The organism is Streptomyces graminofaciens, assembly GCF_030294945.1.
GTDB lineage: Bacteria > Actinomycetota > Actinomycetes > Streptomycetales > Streptomycetaceae > Streptomyces > Streptomyces graminofaciens.
Map to the genome: position 1 here is coordinate 11,585,939 of NZ_AP018448.1, position 16,713 is coordinate 11,602,651.

Here is a 16,713-nt window from a genome sequence, read left to right on the forward strand (position 1 = left end):
GTGATCATTGGTGTTGGGCCTCCGCCGCCGACCGGAACCTCCAGTCCATACTTCGCGCAGGATATTGGGCCGGCCATCCGGGAACCGTTGCCGGCGCCGCGGCCATCCCCGGTGGCGGGTGTCAAATGCTGGAGACGGTAGCGCGCATCTTCTGGAGACGGTTGCGTACATCTTGGAGCCAGCGTGGGCGTGAAGTCAGGGAAATCCCAGACCTCGTCACTGAGAAATGATCTTCGCGAAGCTATGTGAACCGCTCGATTCGGGACGGGTGGGGCAGGTGGGCCCCGATCGTCGAGAGACGTGAAACCCCTGGTAGGGCGGTTCTCACCACAAGATCGTCCGCTGAACCAGAGGCTTCACGTTGGTCACCTATGCTGCCACGCTCGATGTCCCGCGCCACATCGTGGTGCACCTCTCCCGGCTGCTTGCCGCGCGTCGCCGTCGTCTGGGCACCCCGCGGGGCTCGCGGGCACTGGGCACGTTCCGGCAGGCGGTCCTCGTGCGGCGCTGGTTCCGTGAGCGGGGCTGCGTGCACTGCCTGACCAAGGACGCTGGCATCTCCCAGGCCACCATTATCGCTACCTGCACGAGGGCATCGACATCCTCGCGGCCCAAGCACCCGATCTGCACGAGGTGTTGGACCGCTGCCGCGAGGAGGAGAGAGTCACGTGATCCTCGACGGCATGCTCATCGAGAGCGACCGCCTGGCCGGCACCCGGGACAACGGCAACGACCTGTGGTTCAGCCGGAAACACAAGAGCTTCGGCGGCAACGTCCAGTTCCTGTCCGCCCCGGACGGCACCCCGCTGTGGGTCTCCGATGTCGAGGCGGGCTCCACCCCGGACATCACCGCCGCCCGGCTGCACGTCCTGCCCGCGTTGTTGCAAGGCAGCCGCAGACGGCCTGCCCACCCTGGCCGACAAGGGATACATCGGCGCCGGCATCGGATACACGCGTCCCGGTCCGCCGCCCGAAGGGGAAGTCCGACCGTCGCCTGCTGCGGTGGCACGCCGGGCTATGTCTTGTTTCGACCCAGACCGAAAGGAGTCGCCCCTACCACCGAGTCGAGCACAAGCGAAACCCGAAACCCGAAACCGGAACCCGGGTCTGCGGCGAACCGGTATCGCACTTCTGGTGACTCGTTCAGGGGAAACCGATGTTCAGGAAAATCATGCAGACGACAGCGGCGGCGGCGTTGGTGCTTGCCGCAAGCGCTATTACCGGCGCCGCTGCGACCGCGCACGCCAGCGAACAGACGGTGCAGCAGATTGACTACAGGGGGAGCGTCGGCGTCCAGAGCCTGAAATGGCAGGGGCCGTTCGGAACCCACTCTGCCTGTCTGACAGTTCAGAACGAGTTCCGGCGCTACTGCACCATTACGATCGCGTGCAAGTACTTCGCGTCCACCGGCTGAGTAACGGTTTGACCAGCCCCAACTGACGGGCGTGGGTGATGTCCGCGCAGCTGCCGGGCTTGGTCGGGCTGCAGAACAGCACCCTGCCGTCCTCGTCTGTGACCACCATGGTCTTGACGGCGTTCTGCTTGCTCTTGCCGGAGATGAACTTGTCCCGGTCTCTGCGTCCGAGGGCCGGACGGCGGACCCGGATTTTGGTGCCGTCGATATTGCCGGTCTTCCCGGTCGCGCCGAGATGGTCCACGACCTCGGCCAGGCTTCGCAGCCGCACGTCGGGGCTGATTGCGCACCCCCGCTCAGCGAGCAGGGGCCGCACCTCGCCGACAGCCCGGTGATGGCGGAGCGTACCGGCACAATCCCGCGGCGCTCCTGGGCTTCAGCCGCCGGCGTCGTCGCATGCTCGCGCAACTCATCGGGCTGCTGACGGGGAGTAGGCATGATCGGAAGCCTCTGGAGCCTTCGAAGTCACAGACGGCATGTTGGTGACCACCCCGAACCAGTAGAGAACTGTCGCCTCCGTGATTGCCGCCATGACATCTGTCCATGGCGATGCAGGATTCGTTCCGAGGGCGAGCATCGACGGCCATCCCAGAAAATATCCTGCGGACACAACAAGTCCGAGGCTCATGGGCGCCAAGGCCTCGGACCGAACACCCGTGAAATTCGGAATGAGATAGTGGCAGAAAATTCCGATGAACAAGAAACTTCCGGTTAAGACGAACGGCCGGACCACGGGTACCTCCAGCAGTCGCGGCGATGGATTGTTCATGGTGACTTGGGGATCCCCTTTCTGCGAAGCGCCCATCATCGGTCCTCGGTAGTCGCCTTATCCCCGCGCAGGTCTCGGTCCCGGGGTGAACAGGAGGCCGTGCAGGGTCCGGGCCAGGACCTCGAGCCATCCATCACCGTATGCCCTTTGCGATTGTGTCGCCAACGCCCAACGGGGCTCTGCCGGCCTCTGACGTGCATGCCCCGCATTTAACGCGCGTGGAGGAAGCTCACCTCACCGCGAGAGGTCTCTCCATCGACGGGGTATGGATTGGCTCCAGTGAAGACAGCGAGAGGGAACCTGTGAACGGTGAGGGCCCCATGCCGCAGTGGCACATTCCGGAAGGTGATGGCTTTCCGGAAGGTGATGGCTTTCCGGCGCGTCAGCTTGTAGAGGGGACGCTGGCCCCCGTCGTCGTTCTCGACGCGCGGCTGCGCCATCTGTACGTCAACCCGGCATGGGTCAAGGCCAGTGGCGTGCCCGCCGCCGCGTTCCTGGGACGAACGCTCGGGGAAGTGCTGCCGGACCTCCAGCGCCCGGACGACGTCCTGTTCGAGGTACTCGCGGACGGGCAGCCCCGGGAGGCAACCATCTCAGGAACGACGGAAGTCCCCTCGCCGCTGGGGCAAAGGCTCTGGCGAGCGGTCTATCACCGGGTGGATCTGCCGGAAGGGGATGTGTGTCTGTGCGGGATCGGCGTGGAGATCAGTAACCTGCGCCGCTATCTGGACGACCTGGAGACCGCGCATCAGCGGCTTGCCCTGCTGGATGCCGCAGCCACGCGCGTCGGCACCACACTCGACATCGAAACCACGTGCCAGGAACTGGTCGACCTCTTGGCCCCTCGCTGGTCGACATGGCCGCGGTGGGAATCGTCGAGGAGGAGTTCACCAGTGCTCCTCCGCCTCCTCCGGGCTTTCTGCGGCTGCGCAAGGTGAGGGGTTCAGCGCCCCCTGGAATGGAATGGCTGCTGCATCAGCTGGGCGGACCAGGACCGTACGTCGACGTTCCCCGGGGCGTCGCCACCCGGCATTGCTTGGACAGCGGGCGGCTCTGGCTGGGCAACCTGGCCTCGGACGAGCTGTTCCAGAAGGTGACCGTAGACCCGAACGAACCAAACTCTTCCGTGCGGCCGGCATCCACTCGCTCCTCATCGCTCCCCTGATCACTACAGGCCGACCGGTCGGCGTCACCCTTCTGGGGCGGGCCGGAGCATCGCAGCCCTTCAACGACGACGACCTCGTGACGATCCAGGCGCTGGCCGACCGTGCCGCCCTCTCCATCGAAAGCGCGCGCCGTTACAGCTACGAACACACCATGGCGCTGGAACTCCAGCGGGCTCTGCTGTCCGAACCCAGAACCCCCCACCCCGCCGTGGAAGTGGCCGCCCGCTACATCCCCTCCGGCCGCAGCGTCCTCGTCGGTGGCGACTGGTACGACTCGATCCCCCTGACGGACTCCCGCACCTTGCTGGTCATGGGCGATGTGATGGGCCACGGCTTCCAGGCCGCTGTCGCCATGAGCCAGTACCGCTCCCTGCTACGCACCATTGCCGCTTCCGGCACGAGCGTCGACAAGATCCTCGGCGAGTTCGACCGCCAGGTGGCGCAGCTCGGCCTCGACCGCCTCGCCACCTGCCTTCTCGCGATCATGGATCCCCGAGCGGGCACCTGCACGGCGGCCAGCGCCGGGCACCTACCACCGGCCGCCCTACGACCAGACGGCAGCATCGAGATCGTGTGGCTCCCGGCCGGCCCGCCATCGGCACCGGACTCGGAGGCTACGAATCGTTCACCGTACGAATGGACCACGGCACCACGCTGCTGCTCTACACCGACGGGCTGGTGGAACGCCGCGGTACTGACATCGACGTCTCGGTGCAAGCGCTTGAGTCGCTGAGCCTGTCAGCGGACGGCCCTCTGGACGACATGCTCGACACGTTCCTGGCCCGCCTCGCCAACGGTGCCTACGAGGACGACGTCGCGATCCTCGCCGCCCGCCAGCGCGCCGAGAATGAGTGACCCGCATCTCAGCGGGCGGCAGGAGGCGCCCCTGAAGTGGCCGAGGCCCGGCTACGCGGTCAGGAGTACTGCTCAAGCGGCGGATGTTCCGGCGGATGTCGACCGGCCAGGTGACCGAGCGGGACCGCAGGACCAACGGCCCGGAGGCCTGGACGCAGTTCTCCTACCCGACCCCTGTCATCGCTGGGAGTGGGACGTGGGCACTTTGGCCCTCGCCGCGCTCACCGCTGCCCGGGCCGACGCACTTTCGCGGCGTGCCGCCGTCCGGATGATGAGGTGGCCACGGTGACCGATGACGGTGAACGAGACCGTGATTGCGATGATCCGTCCGAAGCCCGGCCTGGACCTGGTGGCCGGTGAGCCGGCCGAAGACGCCGCGGCCGCCCGGGCCTGTGTGGCCGCGCCCGACGGGATTGGCGCCATCACCTCCTAGGCCACCGAAGTCGCCCTCCCGGCGACGGGCGCGTGGAAGAACCCGGGCGTGGGATGTGCGTGGGCCGACATCGTCCTCATCGGGCCGGAGGCCGGGCTGGCGCTGTTGTTCGTCGAGGCCGACGACCGCACCGAGGAAGCCCCGGTCATCGCCTTGAAGTTCGATAAGTACATGGGCCACTTCCGCCGCAAGGTGAAGGACAGCGACGGCCAGGACAAGCCGATGTGGCGCACCCGTTGGAGTGCGCGCGATCCCCGGTGGGGCGACGCGTCGCACCGGCCGGTCCTGCTCGTCTTTCACCAGGTCGGCAAGCGGACCGCATGGAAGGAGATGGAGCGGGTCGCCGAACTCACCCGCGAGCACTGTCAGGGCGACTGGAACAGCTGGGGTGGCTTCCACTCCTGCGGTGCGAAGATGCGGATCGTGGCGACGACGCTGGAGCGGCTGCGGGAGCACGGGGTGGCGGGCCCGCGTTCCGGCGCTTCGGCCGGGAGGACGCCAGAACCTCTGGGACGCGATCGGCAACCCTCGCCGGGATGCCACCCTCGCCCGCCGCGCCGAAGCCGCGCGGCGCCGCCAAGCGCAGGAAGCAGCCGAACGCGAGGCCCAGTGCCCGGTGTGCGGGGACTGCGGGACCAAGTTCACCGACGGCCGGTGGAAGGCCGGCACCGCGGTCGAATGGGGCCGCGGGGACAGCCACCCGTACCTGTGCGACGACTGCAAGGCCCGGGCGCTAGAAGCATCGCAGAACCGACCTGCCCAACCCGCCGCAGCTGGCCGGCGGGGCCTCTGGCTGACGGGGCCTCTGGCCGGCGCCGCCGCGTCGCCGGTGCGGTGACACCAGACAGAGGGCACCGGCTCTGAGCGCGGTATGGCCTTCGACGAATGCGAATCGTTCCTGCGGTGAAGACCATGGGCCGTGTGGGTGAACGCAGCCGCCTATGTCCCCGGGGGCGTGCGAGGGCCGGTAGAACGCAGGGGGGTGTTCCGTCGTGATGAAGGGTGGCCATGGTGAGCCGAGGCTTGATCGTCGTGGACGTGCAGAACGACTTCTGTGAAGGAGGCAGTATCCCCGTACAGGGCGGTGCGCGGATCGCTACCAAGATCGCCGACCTGGTGGAGCAGACCGCGGGCCGTGACTACCAGTACATCGTCGCCACCCGCGACCACCACATCGACCCGGGAGGTCACTTCTCCGAGACCCCGGACTTCAAGGACAGCTTCCCCGTCCACTGCGTGGCAGGAAACGAAGGCAGCGAATTCCACCCCCACTTCGCCCCCGCCGTCACCGGCGGAAAGGTCGACGCCGTCTTCTACAAAGGCGCCCACAGCGCATCCAAGAGCGGCTTCGAAGGAGCCGACGAAGAAGGAACCCCCCTCGCGGACTGGCTGCGCACCCACGGGGTCGACGACGTCGACGTGGTGGGCATCGCCACGGACCACTGCGTTCGTGCCACTGCGCTGGACGCGGTGAAGGCCGGCTTCCGCGCACGGGTACGCCTGGACTACTCCGTCGGAGTCGCACCCGACACGACAGCCGCAGCCGTGGACGACTTCCACCAGGCAGGTATCGCCGTATCCGGCGAGGCACCCCTACCGCAGTAGTCCCGCACCAGGCCTGGCCCGGACCGGAGCGAACTGTGGTGCGCCCTGCCGCCGAGAAACAGTGACAGGGCGCACTTCTAGGGCTTTCCTGCCGTATGCGTGGGGCAGGCTGTCGTGAGTTGGTGGCCGGGGAGGGCGGGGCCCGGCGCCGCGCGCTGGCGCACCGCCATGAGGGCGCGGACGGACTTCCGCGTCAGCCCCGGCCGAGGACGCAGAACTCGTTCCCCGCCGGGTCGGCCAGGACGACCCAGGAGACGTCACCCTGACCCACGTCCGCCCGTATCGCGCCGAGGCCCTCGAGCCGGGCGACCTCCCTCGCCTGATCCTCGACGGGGTCGGACATCACGTCGAGATGGACGCGGGTCCATACGACTCGTCGTCGGGCGTACGGCGGAACTCCAAGTACGGCCCGACACCCTTGACGGAGCGCAGCAGGGCGCGGTCGTCGGTCAGCTCGTGGACGGTCCAGTCGATTGCTTCGCCCCAGAACCGGGCCATGGTTCTTGGGTCGGCGCAGTCGACAACCACGGCGGCTATCGGCCCGGTGTCCCGGTAGAGCTCTCGGGGCTCCAGGACGCTGAACACGTTGCCTTCCGGGTCGGCCATCACCGTCCACGGCGCGTCGCCCGGGCCCACATCGGCGGGCGTCGCCCCGAGCTCCTTCAGACGTGCGACCAACTCCGCCTGATGGGCGTCGGAGGTGGTGGCGAGCTCGATGTGCACGCGGTACTTCACCGTCTCCGGGTCCGGGACGCGGACGAGATCGATGCAGACGGCGGACGGGTCCGGCCAGTCGAAGCCCACGGGTTCCAGGTTGGTGACGCCGGGCCCTTCGCTGGAAAGACCCAGCCGAGCACCTCCGCCCAGAACCGGCCGAGCGCCGAGTCGTCCCGGGCCTTGAAGTTCACCTGAACAAGTTGCAGCGTCATGCCGCGTACTTTAGGTGATCCACAATCGGGCAGGCGTACGAATTCAGGCTCGCTGACCCTGACCCTGACCCGGGCCAGGTCGCGCCGCGCGTAGCGTCGACCACGGCAGGTCAGCGCCTGCGATGGGCGTGTGCGTGCGACGCGTGGATACGCGGGCCATCGAGGCGGCATGCCCGGCCGGACAGGACGAGCGCGAGCACCAGGAGCAGCAGGAGGCGCCGCCCGCGTCGAAGGCCGACGGTTGGCTCGGACGCTTCCGTGCCAGACCCGGCCAAGCCTTCCCAGCCGGTCCGGGGCTTGCCCAGGAGTTCCTGGGCAAGCCCTCGTTGTCGGTGGCGGCTGGGAGGCTGGACGGCATGGACAGCGACGATGAGCAGCTGCTGCGCGGCCGGGTCTACGGCCACGACGCGGACGACCCCCACCCCGGCCCACGCCCCGGCCGCGCCTACGCCGAACTGGTCGGCGGTCCGCTGGATGGCCTGTTGTTCGACATCACCGGCTGTACGCAGGACGGGATCGACACCCACATCCCACCCCGCTTGGGCTCGTGCGTGGTCTGACCACATGGACCTGTCGCGGGTCAGCGCAGGCGTACCACGGTGACGACCGTGTGCCGGGTGGTGCCCGCCACGACCTCCACCACGGCATCGCCCCCGGCGGGCGTGTGGGAGTCGTCGGCCTTCGTGAACGCGCGCCCAGTCTGGGGACCAGGCGCAGGGCGACGACGGAGGAGAGAGCCGTGGTCAGCCGCTGGGACAGCGCCACACGTCCGGAACGGGAGGCGCCCGTGCTCCGGCCGACGGTGTGCGGCGGTGGTGGCCCACCTTGGCTACGGCGATCACCATCGGGGCGTCGGCGTACCGTCCGGATCCAGGCCGTACGGCCAAAGCCTTTCGAGTACCCGCCTCGTGCCCAAGTCGCTCAGAACGTACGTCGCCGTGGTCGGCGGCCTGCCGGTAGGGGGCCACGGCACCCTACCGGTCCCCGGCCTGCGCCCGCATCGGCCGAGGGACAGCCATCCCTTCTCCCTGGCAAACCGCCGGTTGAAGACAATCATCAACAGCCGGACGGGACTTATGGAGCGCCCGGTGCCGCGAGAGTGGCACGCCGGGGTGCGGGAAGCGGCCCGGAGAAAGGGCTCGGTCGAAAGACGAGACCGCGCTCTGGCCGACTTCACCACAGGCGGTTCTCCCACGTCACCTCCACATCACCATGAACTGGCGTGGAAGGCCTCTGACCACACATGGAGTCATCGTCGAGAGCATCGTTGCGACTGCCGCCAAACCGGCCTGACAGTGCACGCCGAACTCGACACCAACCCGTACCCCACCGGCATCCAGATCAGTGACGACGAGATCGCCGCCCTGCCGATCACCCGGCACCGCTTCCACGGCGACTGGAACTGCACCCCCCAACCCCCAGCATCCGCTGGACGTGACGGCGATCAACAGCGCCCCAGGCCAGGCCCCGGCGAACAGACCGCCTTGCCTCAGGCGGGCGTTCGCTGCAGGACCCTGAACGGCAACTCAAAACCTCCTCAGCCGCCGGGTCGTAGATCCACCGGCGGCGTGGCCCGAGGCGCCATCGCCGTACGTACCGTTATCGGGCTCCGCGACCGGCTTTCCCACTGAGCGCTGAGGCGTAGCGGCTGCGGGTCGGCGCAGAGCGAGCGCCGCCAAGGCTGCGATCCCGGCGGCCGCCGCAGCCGCTGTCCAGCCGTGACGGAACCCGGTAAGTACAGCGTGGGCGGTGCGGGGTTCACCGAGGAGAGTGACTGTGACCGCGACGCCAGTACGGAACCTGTCTGGCGGGCCATCGTGGTGATGGCCGACCCGGTGGCGAAGCGGTGCGGCGGGAGAGCTGCGGCGGCCGCGCCAACCAGGGTCGGCAGGGCGAAGCCACTCCGATGCCGGTGATCAGCATGCCGGGGAGGAACGCGGTCGAGTACTGCGGATCCCTACCGAGTGCGAGAACCCACCAGACGAGACCTCCGGCGAACAGCAGGCAACCGAGTGCGGGCCGTCCGTCCCGCGCCAAATCGCTGCACGACCGGTCCCAGGGTCATGGCGAGCACGGTAACGACCAGCGGTCCCGGTGCGATCGCCAGGCCCGTCTGGATCGCCGAGTAGTTCCAGACCTGCTGGCACCACAGCACGGAGGTGAGCAGCATCGCGGCAAAGGCAACGGTGAAGAGCAGCGCCGCGACGGTGGCGGCGGTGAAGGCAGGGATGCGCAGCAGAGGCAGTTCGACGACCGGCGCGGCGTGGGCGCGCCGACCGCAGCCAGAAGGCCGCGCCGAGAACGACCACGGCGGCGAGTGCGCCGACGACACCGGGCGAACTCCAGCCCAGGCATCGGCCTTGACCAGACCGAGAGCCAGCGCGCCGATCCCGAGGGTGAGCAGGGCAGCCCCCACGAGGTCCGGCAGCGGTCCTTCGCGGTCCGGGCGGGGGTCGGGCAGCAGCCGCGCTCCGGCTACCAGACCGGCCAGGCCGACCGGCACATTGACGAGGAACACCCAGCGCCAGTCGGCCTCGACGAGCAGTCCACCGGCCACAGGCCCCAGACCGGCCGCTACACCGCCGATGGCCGCCCATCCCCGGATGGCCCGGGGCGGCGTTCGGGCGGGGTGTTGTCGAGCAGCAGCGCGAGCGATGTCGGCATGAGGGCGGCGGCTCCGGCGGCCTGCAGCGCCCGGGCGGCGATCAGCCAGCCGGCACCGGGGGCGACGGCGCAGAGTGCGGAGGCAGCGGTGAAGAGCGCGAGTCCGAGGAGGAAGCCGCGGCGGTGTCCGTACCGGTCGGCGAGCCGGCCGGCCACGACGAGCAGCGCGGCGAAGATGATCGCGTAGGCGTTGAGTACCCAGGACAGCGAGGCGAGCGAGGTACCGTCGAAGGAGCTGCTGAGGGCGGGACCGCCACATTTACGATGAACAGGTCCAGGTTCACTACGAAGACGCCGACCGAGACGATCCAGACGGTGGCCCGCCCGAAAGCTAGTGAGTTTGAATCTCCAACTATCACGAGCGGCAACGTAGCCTGGCGAGTTTGAAATGCCAACCCTGTCCGCATGGGCGGTCATGATGTGGTCGCATTGCGCGGTCGCCCCTGTTCCGACGCCCCTGTTCCGCCGCCGCTGGGCTCCACGTGGTGGGCGAGAAGTGGGCGCTGCTCGCGGTGCGCGAACTCTTCTGGGGCAACCACCGTTTCGAGGCGATCGTCCGCAACACCGGTGCGCCGCAGAGGGGTTCGGTGGGCCCGCGGACTCGTGCACCGCAACCCCCGTACCCTGCTGACCTTGGCAGATCGCCTTGAAGTGACATCCGTGAAACCGCGTAGTCCACGCGACCACGCGACCACGCGACCATGCGGATTCGGTGCCCTGCCTCGGTGACGGCCATGTGGGTCGGGTTCTGCCGAGGTGCGCGGTGCGGCCCGATACGGCGGTGCCCAATCAGGCCCTGACTCGCACATCTTTGCGGACTTTGGCGGTCAGATCGGCGGCGTCCTCCAGCGACATGGAGTTCCAAGAGACGGCGCCGAGCGAGACCGGGTCGTACGACGTGACATAGCTGAGCGTGCTGTGGTCACCCCAGATGCAGAACGCGTATGTCTTTGTCACCACGTCGATGGTCTCGGTCTGCTGGCATTTCATGATGCCGTTCTCGAAGTCGGATGGCTTGAACTCCTTCAGGCTGCCTACGAGTTTGCCGTGGCCGGAATCCTTCTCCGACTGCGCCTTCAGCTTGGCGTACATCGCGTCGACGGCCCTCTCCGGATCGTCGATGGTGCCGTAGAAGCCCGAGACCGTCACGGCGATCGTGGTGATGCCCGATTCCGTGGTGTAGACGGCAGTGACGTCCCTGGGGTCATGGACCCCCCACGACTCGAATTCCTTGATCTCATTCTCCGTCAGCGAGTCGCTCTGGGCGCTGACCCTCTTGTACCTCCCGTCGAGGATCGTCCGGGGCGCCGACAGTTTGTGCCCCCGTCATCGGCGATGTGCGAGTCGCCCGATCCACCGATGGTGAAGAACACACCCATACCGATGACGGCGAGCACCGCGATTGAGCCGATGAAGATGCCGGCCTTTCTCTTGCCGCCGCCGGCGCTGGGGTCTGCGGCGGAACCCCCTGCGGTGCCTCGGCCTGCTGGAGTTGCCCGCCGCATGGGGCCGGCTGGTTGTCGCTCATCTCTGGCTCTCCTCCCAGATGGTCGCAGAGAGGTTCGCCGGGCCCGCGGACTCGTGCACCGCAAACCCCCGGTACCTGGCTGACGCTGGCCTATCGCCCCTTGAAGCTGCATCCGTGGAACCACGTAGTGCGCCACTGGAGTGTCAGCCACATTCGCGGCCGGCGGGCCGTACGCCTTGCCTTGGCCCTGCCCCTGCGCTGGGCAACCGGACGTGCTTCACGGAGTGGCCGGAGCCGGATGAAACCAGCTGCGCTTCTGGCGGGCGACCGGACGGCAGGTGTTCCGGGACCGTGCGTGGGGGGGTGCCCCTGTCTTGGCCAAGGTGGATGGGTTCTGCTTCAGGGCGTCTGGAACGATGTGCCGCATGGATGTTGATGATCAGACGGTGGCAGTGGGCGGGGGCGGACGAGAGTGGACGGGCGTGGTGAGCCAGCGCCTCCGTTGCTGCGTTTGTGGTGGGCCGACTGATGGTTCCGAGGATTACGTGCTCGTCGAACTGACGGCACCGTTCGCCGACACTCGCCAATGGTTCGGTGCGCATGCGGAGCACCTGGACTCCGTCCTTGCGGAGGGGTTCTCGTGGAGGTTCACAAGATGTAGGGGTTTCGCTCGCAGACGGGTCTGGTTGCCTTCAGCCCGCTCCGGGTGCCTGGGGTTCGTGGAAGATTCCGTCGTGGGGCATGGCGAAGAGGACGTCGGCCCGGCGGCGGGCGGGGCACAGCAGGGCTTGGGTGTGGTGCTTGCCTTGGGTGATCTTCTTGTCGTACTGGGCCCGCGATGCCGGGTCGCTGAGGGCGGTGAACGCGGAGGGACGGAAGCGCTCTTGAGCTGCTTGTTTCCTCGCCTGGATGGCTGTTCGCCGTGGATCGACGAGCCTGAACTGCGGGTCGCGGGGTGAGGCCGGTGTGGGCGGCGAGGTGGTGGGTGGTGGGGAAGGTGGTGCCGTCGCCGACCTCGATGAGGATCCGTGCTCCGGTCCTGACGCCGATTCCCGGCATGGACGTCAGGACTTTGGAAAGAGGGTGGGCCTCCGGGAGTTCCTCGAGCACCCGCTCCGGGGACGGATGGATGTGGGTCAGCGGGCCATGGAGCAGGTTGGTGACCCTGGTGGCCTCGCCGGCCGGGTCGTCGTCGCGTCCGACGATCATCTCCAGCTTGGCGATCGTGTTCGCCCTTGCCGACGTCCAGGCCGAGGAAGACGTCGATGCCGCCGGTGTCGATCACGTGCAGGCCCCTGCGCTCAGGCTCGTCCGGCCTGCCACGGCAACGAGCTGCCACATCCATGTTACGGAGAGCTCTTCCGGCCGGGGTGAAGCCGGTGCTCAAGCCCCACATCAGCGGTCCGTCGATGCCTCCGGGCCCGGTGACACCACCCCCCGGATCATCAACAACACGGGAGGGGAAGTCATGCCGGACCCGAAGGCCGGAGGCCCCGTTGCGGAGCCACGAAGAAGGTAATGGGGGGTGTGCCGACGGCCTGTTGGCCGCGGCCGAGCACGGCGATGACGGTACGTTCTGGGCCGTTCCGGCCGACTTCGACTCCTCCCTCGCCATTACCCAGTTGGGCTACGCCCACAGTGTCGCCGTCTTCCTGCTCGAAGCAGGACTGGCCACGGCCGGGGGACTGCCTGGACGCGGCCCGCAGCGCGGGCGAGACCCTGGCGCCACCTTGTACTCAGAGGACCGGGAAGACCAGCGCGAAGAAGAGCCAGAGCAGCACTGCCCAGAACAGCGCCGCGACCATGGAGACAAGCAGGGAGCTGCGCCACTTCAGTACCAGGAACGGAAACATGGCCAAGGCGGCCCAGAAACCTCCTACGCCGATGGACATGTGGGCAGCCTCACTGAGTGTTCTTGCCCGGCCTGCCGCGAGAAGGCGCAGCAGCCGCTGCGAGACGAATCCGTACAGGCCGAACACCACGGGAAAGAAACAGCGGCGTGTAGGTGACCAGCTGAGACTCCGACAGTTCGTTGAACAGCACCAGGTAGATGAGGGCGGCCCCTGCCAGGCCGCCCAGCAGGAGTATGGCGTAAAGGACATTCAAAGCGGCCGGTTCCGGGCACCGGCGGGCACAGGGACAGCAGAGGCGTACGGCACCTCCGGCGGTGGCACGGGAACCACCCGGTGGCAGTGGGGGCAGCGCACGTCCTGACCCACCCGGTAGCTCGGCACCGCCAGCAAGTGTCCGCATGAGGCTTGGAACTCGAGCGGTTGTCCCATGTTCACGAGTGGTGTCTCCTCGGGATGTCCTGCATGACGCCGGTGGTCATGCAACGGCTCCGGTGCCACAGGGCAGGCTGCGCCGCACGCGAAGCACGATACTCAGTTGTCGCGGCGTCGAATTGCCGGAGCCGCAGCCCAGATGCCTCGTGGGCCGGCGCTCAGGCCACCTCGCGGCGTGCCGGTGGGCCGTTCAGGGAAAGCCGTTGTGGGTGTAGTACAGAATTTGGGCGATGCCCAGCAGCAGCGCGAACCAGATCCACGCGTTGCGCACTTCGTCTCCCGACGGTCACGGTCTGTGATCCGAGGGTGCCGCATCGGCGAGAGCGGGCCATCGGGGAAAACACGTAATCCGCTACGTATTTGGTCCGCGGGGCAGCGGGCATGACTGCGGCCGGGCCGGAGCCGCAGGGCCATGTCGACCGGCTGATCCCAGAGGCCGACCCGGACGGCGCGCAAGCCGTCGGCCGCGGCAAGGAGCGAGCCCTGGTCGCCCTGGCACCCTCCATTCATTTCCTCAGAGCGCCGGCCGTGCCAGGCAGACCCGGCTGGTGAGCCGGCTCAACCAACTCGGCCACCCGGTCACTCTTCAGCCGGTCGAGGTCGCCTGACTTGCGGCAACGGACAACGCGGGGATTTTGTTGGCGGCGCGCCACGTCGTCGGTCTGGTGCGCGAGAACGTCCAGTGGGAGCACAACGGCGAGCTGTTCTTCTCCGGGGAGTGGAGTCGTGCGTCAACGGCCGGTCCCTGGCGCTCGGAGCCTACTTCGGCATGGACGTCGCGCGGGTCGTCGAGCGACCCTTGGCCAGCAGATGGCCGACGGTGGGTGGAACTGCGAGGTGGAACTGCTAGGTGGAAAGCGAGCAGGACCCCACCCCACCCCGGCCAAACCGGCCAGCAAGTTCATGCTCAGCGGTCGTTTCGTTCCAACGAGCGGTGGTTCGGGGTTGGTTCGGACCGTCGGTCGAGGGCGGCGCGTGTCGCGAGGCTCGCCAGTGCTGAACGGGAAGGCAATTCGGTCTTGCGGTAGATGGCCGACAGGTGGCTCTCGACCGTGCGGCAGCTGATGTACAACTTCGTCGCGATGGCCTGGTTGCTCAGCCCTTGCGCGACGAGTTCGGTTATCTCCCTTTCCCGTTTGGTCAGTTGGTCGAGCTCTGTCGGTGTGCGCAGGGGTTCTTCCGTGCGTGTTGGTTTTTCGGTGAGTCGGTCCAGTTCCGTCGGCCTACGCGAGGCTTCCACGTCTTGTGGCCGCACGACCGCGGCCAGGTCGGACAGCAGACGTGCGCCGCCGTCGTCGGCGAGACGGCGGGCCCGCTCCCACATCGCGGCGGCGCGCGGGGCGTCGCCCGCGGCCTGTGCCTGGGAGTAGCCAGGAGCATGGAGTACGCCTCCCAGAGCGTCGCACCGGAGGGTGCGTACGCCTGCGCGGCGCGCTCGAAGAGGCGGGCGGCCGCGCGGGTGTCGCCCCGATGCTGGGCGAGCGCCGCTTCGGCGCGCAGTGCCGCCCCCAGCTGACCGCGCAGACCCATCCGTTCGGCCTCCGCGAGGGCCCGTGCAGCCCAGCGCGCCGCCTGATCGGTGTTGCCGACTGCGAGGGCGGTGTTGACGAGGGTTTCCAGCTGGCCGGGGCGGATCGAGGGCTGCAGGTCCAGCAGTTCGGGACCGCCCGCTGTCAGGATGGCGTTCTGTGCCCGGTGCGGGTCACCGCTCACGAGGGCCGTGTGGCCGAGCACGCATCTGGCCAGCGAGGCCCACCAGTGTCTGCTTCCGCCGGCCGCGGCCACGGCCTCCTGCGCCGTCCTCAGGGCTCCGGTGTCTCCCAGGGGGCTGTGCAGGAGGAGGATCAGCGCCTTGAAGCACAGCGTGAAGGCCAGGAGATCGCTGCTGCCTATGGCTCGTGCGACGGATTCCGCCTCCTCGGCCGACTCCAGGGCGGACGGCAGCCGACAGGTGGTGAGGTGTACGAAGGCCTTGGCGCTCAGCAGGTGGGGCAGGACGTGGACCTGGCCGCTGCGGCGGGCGATGTCCAGCCCGCGGTCGGCGTGGCGTTCAGCGTCGGCGTAGCGTTCGAGGAGGGCTTCCGCCCAGGCCAGCCACACCAGCGACTCGGACGCTTCCGTGAAGGTGGGATCGGTCAGACCGTCCACGAGCCCGGCGGCGGCATCGGTGAACCGGCGGGCCGCCGCGGCCTGTCCTTCGTAGGCCTCTCCCAGCGCCCCAGCGCCAGGGCCGCCATCTCTCCATGAGATCGCCGTGGGAGCGGGCCACAGCGAGCGTTCTCGCGATGTCGTCTCGTACGTCGGGGTAGGAGACGGTGTTCAGGGCGGCCATGCCCAGGGCGAGTCCCAGGGAGACCGCCTGGCGGGGCTCGGGACCGGGAGTGCGGACCAGTTCTCGCTGGAGCAGGGCGATCGCTTCCGGGAGTGTCCGAGGTGGCGTTCCATGGCGCACAGCGCTGTCGCATCCCCGCGCAGCGATGCGTCGTCCTGCCCGGGCCCGCTGATCAGCGTGTATAGCAGATCACGGCTCTCCCGCAGGCTGCCGCCCACACCGAGCGCTCTGGCGCGGGCCAGTGTCAGCTCGCCGCGCCGCCTGGAGTATGTGGGCGTGTCCGGCATGAGCCGGAGGACGACATCCAGCAGGTGGGCGGCCGTGGCGGGTGCCGTGTGGGCGAACCGGGCGGCCGCCTCGCTCAGTACGGCGGCCGACGCGGGGTCCCATTCCACCAGCGACCTCTCCACGTGGTGGGCGCGTTCGGCGGCGGAGGCGCCGGTCCGGGCCAGTTCGTCCGCGGCGGTGCGGTGGATCTCGGCGCGGCGGGGTGCGGGGGTGTGCTCGTAGACCAACGCCCGCAGCAGCGGGTGGCGCAGGGTCCAGCGGCCGTCGGATCCCATGCGCAGCAGATCGCGCCGCGCCAGCGCACCGACGCAGTCGTCGAGTTCTGCCGCCGTGGGGGTCCCGGTCGTCAGGCTCACCATGGCGGGCGTGGCATGGTCGCCGAGGACCGCCACCGCCTGGATGGTATGGCGCTGTGCCACGGTCAGCGAGGTCAGTTCCTCCAGGAGTAGGGAGGCGAGTCCGCTCGGCACCCCGGTCACGGTGTCGTTGTGGCCCCGGACGAGGG

At 68.3% G+C, this 16,713-nt stretch carries 13 protein-coding genes and 7 pseudogenes; 10 read left to right on the forward strand and 10 right to left on the reverse strand.

What is annotated here, in order from left to right; genetic code table 11:
• Positions 1-683 precede the first annotated feature (683 nt).
• A pseudogene (locus SGFS_RS51645) lies at positions 684-869 on the forward strand (transposase family protein); the annotation flags it as partial.
• A gap of 287 nt (positions 870-1,156) precedes the next feature.
• Positions 1,157-1,414, forward strand: a complete 258-nt coding sequence (locus SGFS_RS51085) for a hypothetical protein (protein ID WP_286247424.1) — start codon at positions 1,157-1,159, stop codon at positions 1,412-1,414.
• Here the strand turns inward: SGFS_RS51085 and SGFS_RS51090 are convergent.
• Positions 1,377-1,685 (reverse strand): transposase family protein, encoded by a 309-nt coding sequence (locus SGFS_RS51090; RefSeq protein WP_286247422.1) that lies wholly within the window; start codon positions 1,683-1,685, stop codon positions 1,377-1,379. The genes SGFS_RS51085 and SGFS_RS51090 overlap by 38 nt on opposite strands.
• Positions 1,686-2,503: 818 nt before the next feature.
• On the opposite strand from SGFS_RS51090, the gene SGFS_RS51095 reads away from it, so the two are divergent.
• The 4 genes and pseudogenes from SGFS_RS51095 (at position 2,504) to SGFS_RS51110 (ending at position 6,242) form a co-directional block, all read left to right on the forward strand.
• Entirely contained in the window at positions 2,504-3,121 is a 618-nt protein-coding gene (locus SGFS_RS51095; RefSeq protein ID WP_286259710.1) for a PAS domain-containing protein, read from the forward strand.
• Between the two features lie 25 nt (positions 3,122-3,146).
• Positions 3,147-4,204, forward strand: a pseudogene (locus SGFS_RS51100) (PP2C family protein-serine/threonine phosphatase).
• Positions 4,205-4,496: 292 nt separating this feature from the next.
• A complete protein-coding gene (locus SGFS_RS51105; RefSeq protein WP_286247418.1) occupies positions 4,497-4,637 on the forward strand; it encodes a hypothetical protein in 141 nt (46 codons plus the stop codon).
• Positions 4,638-5,648: 1,011 nt separating this feature from the next.
• Positions 5,649-6,242, forward strand: coding sequence for an isochorismatase family protein (locus SGFS_RS51110; protein ID WP_286259763.1), 594 nt, complete (start codon positions 5,649-5,651; stop codon positions 6,240-6,242).
• Positions 6,243-6,435: 193 nt separating this feature from the next.
• On the opposite strand, the gene SGFS_RS51650 is transcribed toward SGFS_RS51110, so the two are convergent.
• The gene (locus tag SGFS_RS51650; RefSeq protein WP_350284107.1) at positions 6,436-6,759 is read right to left on the reverse strand and encodes a VOC family protein; all 324 of its coding nucleotides are present in this window, start codon (positions 6,757-6,759) and stop codon (positions 6,436-6,438) included.
• Positions 6,681-7,046, reverse strand: a pseudogene (locus SGFS_RS51655) (VOC family protein); the annotation flags it as partial. The gene SGFS_RS51650 and the pseudogene SGFS_RS51655, both read right to left, overlap by 79 nt.
• 259 nt (positions 7,047-7,305) lie before the next feature.
• On the opposite strand from SGFS_RS51655, the gene SGFS_RS51120 reads away from it, so the two are divergent.
• Both SGFS_RS51120 and SGFS_RS51965 read left to right on the forward strand, forming a co-directional pair.
• Positions 7,306-7,731: a hypothetical protein gene (locus tag SGFS_RS51120; RefSeq protein ID WP_286260447.1), complete on the forward strand. Its 426-nt coding sequence runs from the start codon at positions 7,306-7,308 to the stop codon at positions 7,729-7,731.
• A gap of 643 nt (positions 7,732-8,374) precedes the next feature.
• Positions 8,375-8,802: pseudogene (locus SGFS_RS51965) on the forward strand (ISAzo13-like element transposase-related protein); the annotation flags it as partial.
• A gap of 326 nt (positions 8,803-9,128) precedes the next feature.
• On the opposite strand, the pseudogene SGFS_RS51660 reads toward SGFS_RS51965, so the two are convergent.
• The 3 genes and pseudogenes from SGFS_RS51660 to SGFS_RS51150 form a co-directional block, all read right to left on the reverse strand.
• Positions 9,129-10,252: pseudogene (locus SGFS_RS51660) on the reverse strand (MFS transporter).
• Between the two features lie 372 nt (positions 10,253-10,624).
• Positions 10,625-10,984 carry a hypothetical protein gene (locus SGFS_RS51145; protein WP_286259713.1) on the reverse strand — a complete coding sequence of 120 codons (360 nt, stop codon included), beginning with the start codon at positions 10,982-10,984 and terminating at the stop codon, positions 10,625-10,627.
• A gap of 1,011 nt (positions 10,985-11,995) precedes the next feature.
• A pseudogene (locus SGFS_RS51150) lies at positions 11,996-12,401 on the reverse strand (transposase); the annotation flags it as partial.
• Between the two features lie 61 nt (positions 12,402-12,462).
• Here SGFS_RS51150 and SGFS_RS51155 point away from each other — a divergent pair.
• Entirely contained in the window at positions 12,463-12,822 is a 360-nt protein-coding gene (locus tag SGFS_RS51155) for a hypothetical protein (RefSeq protein WP_286259714.1), read from the forward strand.
• A gap of 217 nt (positions 12,823-13,039) precedes the next feature.
• Here SGFS_RS51155 and SGFS_RS51160 read toward each other — a convergent pair whose 3' ends face one another.
• On the reverse strand, positions 13,040-13,195 hold the full coding sequence (locus SGFS_RS51160) for a hypothetical protein (RefSeq protein ID WP_286259715.1): 156 nt from the start codon (positions 13,193-13,195) through the stop codon (positions 13,040-13,042).
• Positions 13,196-13,969: 774 nt separating this feature from the next.
• On the opposite strand from SGFS_RS51160, the gene SGFS_RS51165 reads away from it, so the two are divergent.
• Entirely contained in the window at positions 13,970-14,140 is a 171-nt protein-coding gene (locus SGFS_RS51165; protein ID WP_286259716.1) for a hypothetical protein, read from the forward strand.
• A gap of 355 nt (positions 14,141-14,495) precedes the next feature.
• Here the strand turns inward: SGFS_RS51165 and SGFS_RS51665 are convergent, their stop codons facing one another.
• The 3 genes and pseudogenes from SGFS_RS51665 to SGFS_RS51175 all read right to left on the reverse strand — a co-directional run.
• Positions 14,496-14,843: a response regulator transcription factor gene (locus SGFS_RS51665; protein WP_350284066.1), complete on the reverse strand. Its 348-nt coding sequence runs from the start codon at positions 14,841-14,843 to the stop codon at positions 14,496-14,498.
• Positions 14,729-15,736, reverse strand: coding sequence for a hypothetical protein (locus SGFS_RS51170; protein ID WP_286259717.1), 1,008 nt, complete (start codon positions 15,734-15,736; stop codon positions 14,729-14,731). The genes SGFS_RS51665 and SGFS_RS51170 overlap by 115 nt, the downstream gene beginning before the upstream one ends.
• Before the next feature lie 171 nt (positions 15,737-15,907).
• Positions 15,908-16,713, reverse strand: a pseudogene (locus tag SGFS_RS51175) (LuxR family transcriptional regulator); the annotation flags it as partial.

What these genes read in the sequence shown, in the direction of transcription:
- SGFS_RS51085 (WP_286247424.1), top strand. Translation starts at nt 1,157, where the DNA reads ATGTTCAGGAAAATCATGCAGACGACAGCGGCGGCGGCGTTGGTGCTT.
- SGFS_RS51095 (WP_286259710.1), top strand. Translation starts at nt 2,504, where the DNA reads ATGCCGCAGTGGCACATTCCGGAAGGTGATGGCTTTCCGGAAGGTGAT.
- SGFS_RS51105 (WP_286247418.1), top strand. Translation starts at nt 4,497, where the DNA reads ATGACGGTGAACGAGACCGTGATTGCGATGATCCGTCCGAAGCCCGGC.
- SGFS_RS51160 (WP_286259715.1), bottom strand. Translation starts at nt 13,195, where the DNA reads ATGTCCATCGGCGTAGGAGGTTTCTGGGCCGCCTTGGCCATGTTTCCG.
- SGFS_RS51165 (WP_286259716.1), top strand. Translation starts at nt 13,970, where the DNA reads ATGACTGCGGCCGGGCCGGAGCCGCAGGGCCATGTCGACCGGCTGATC.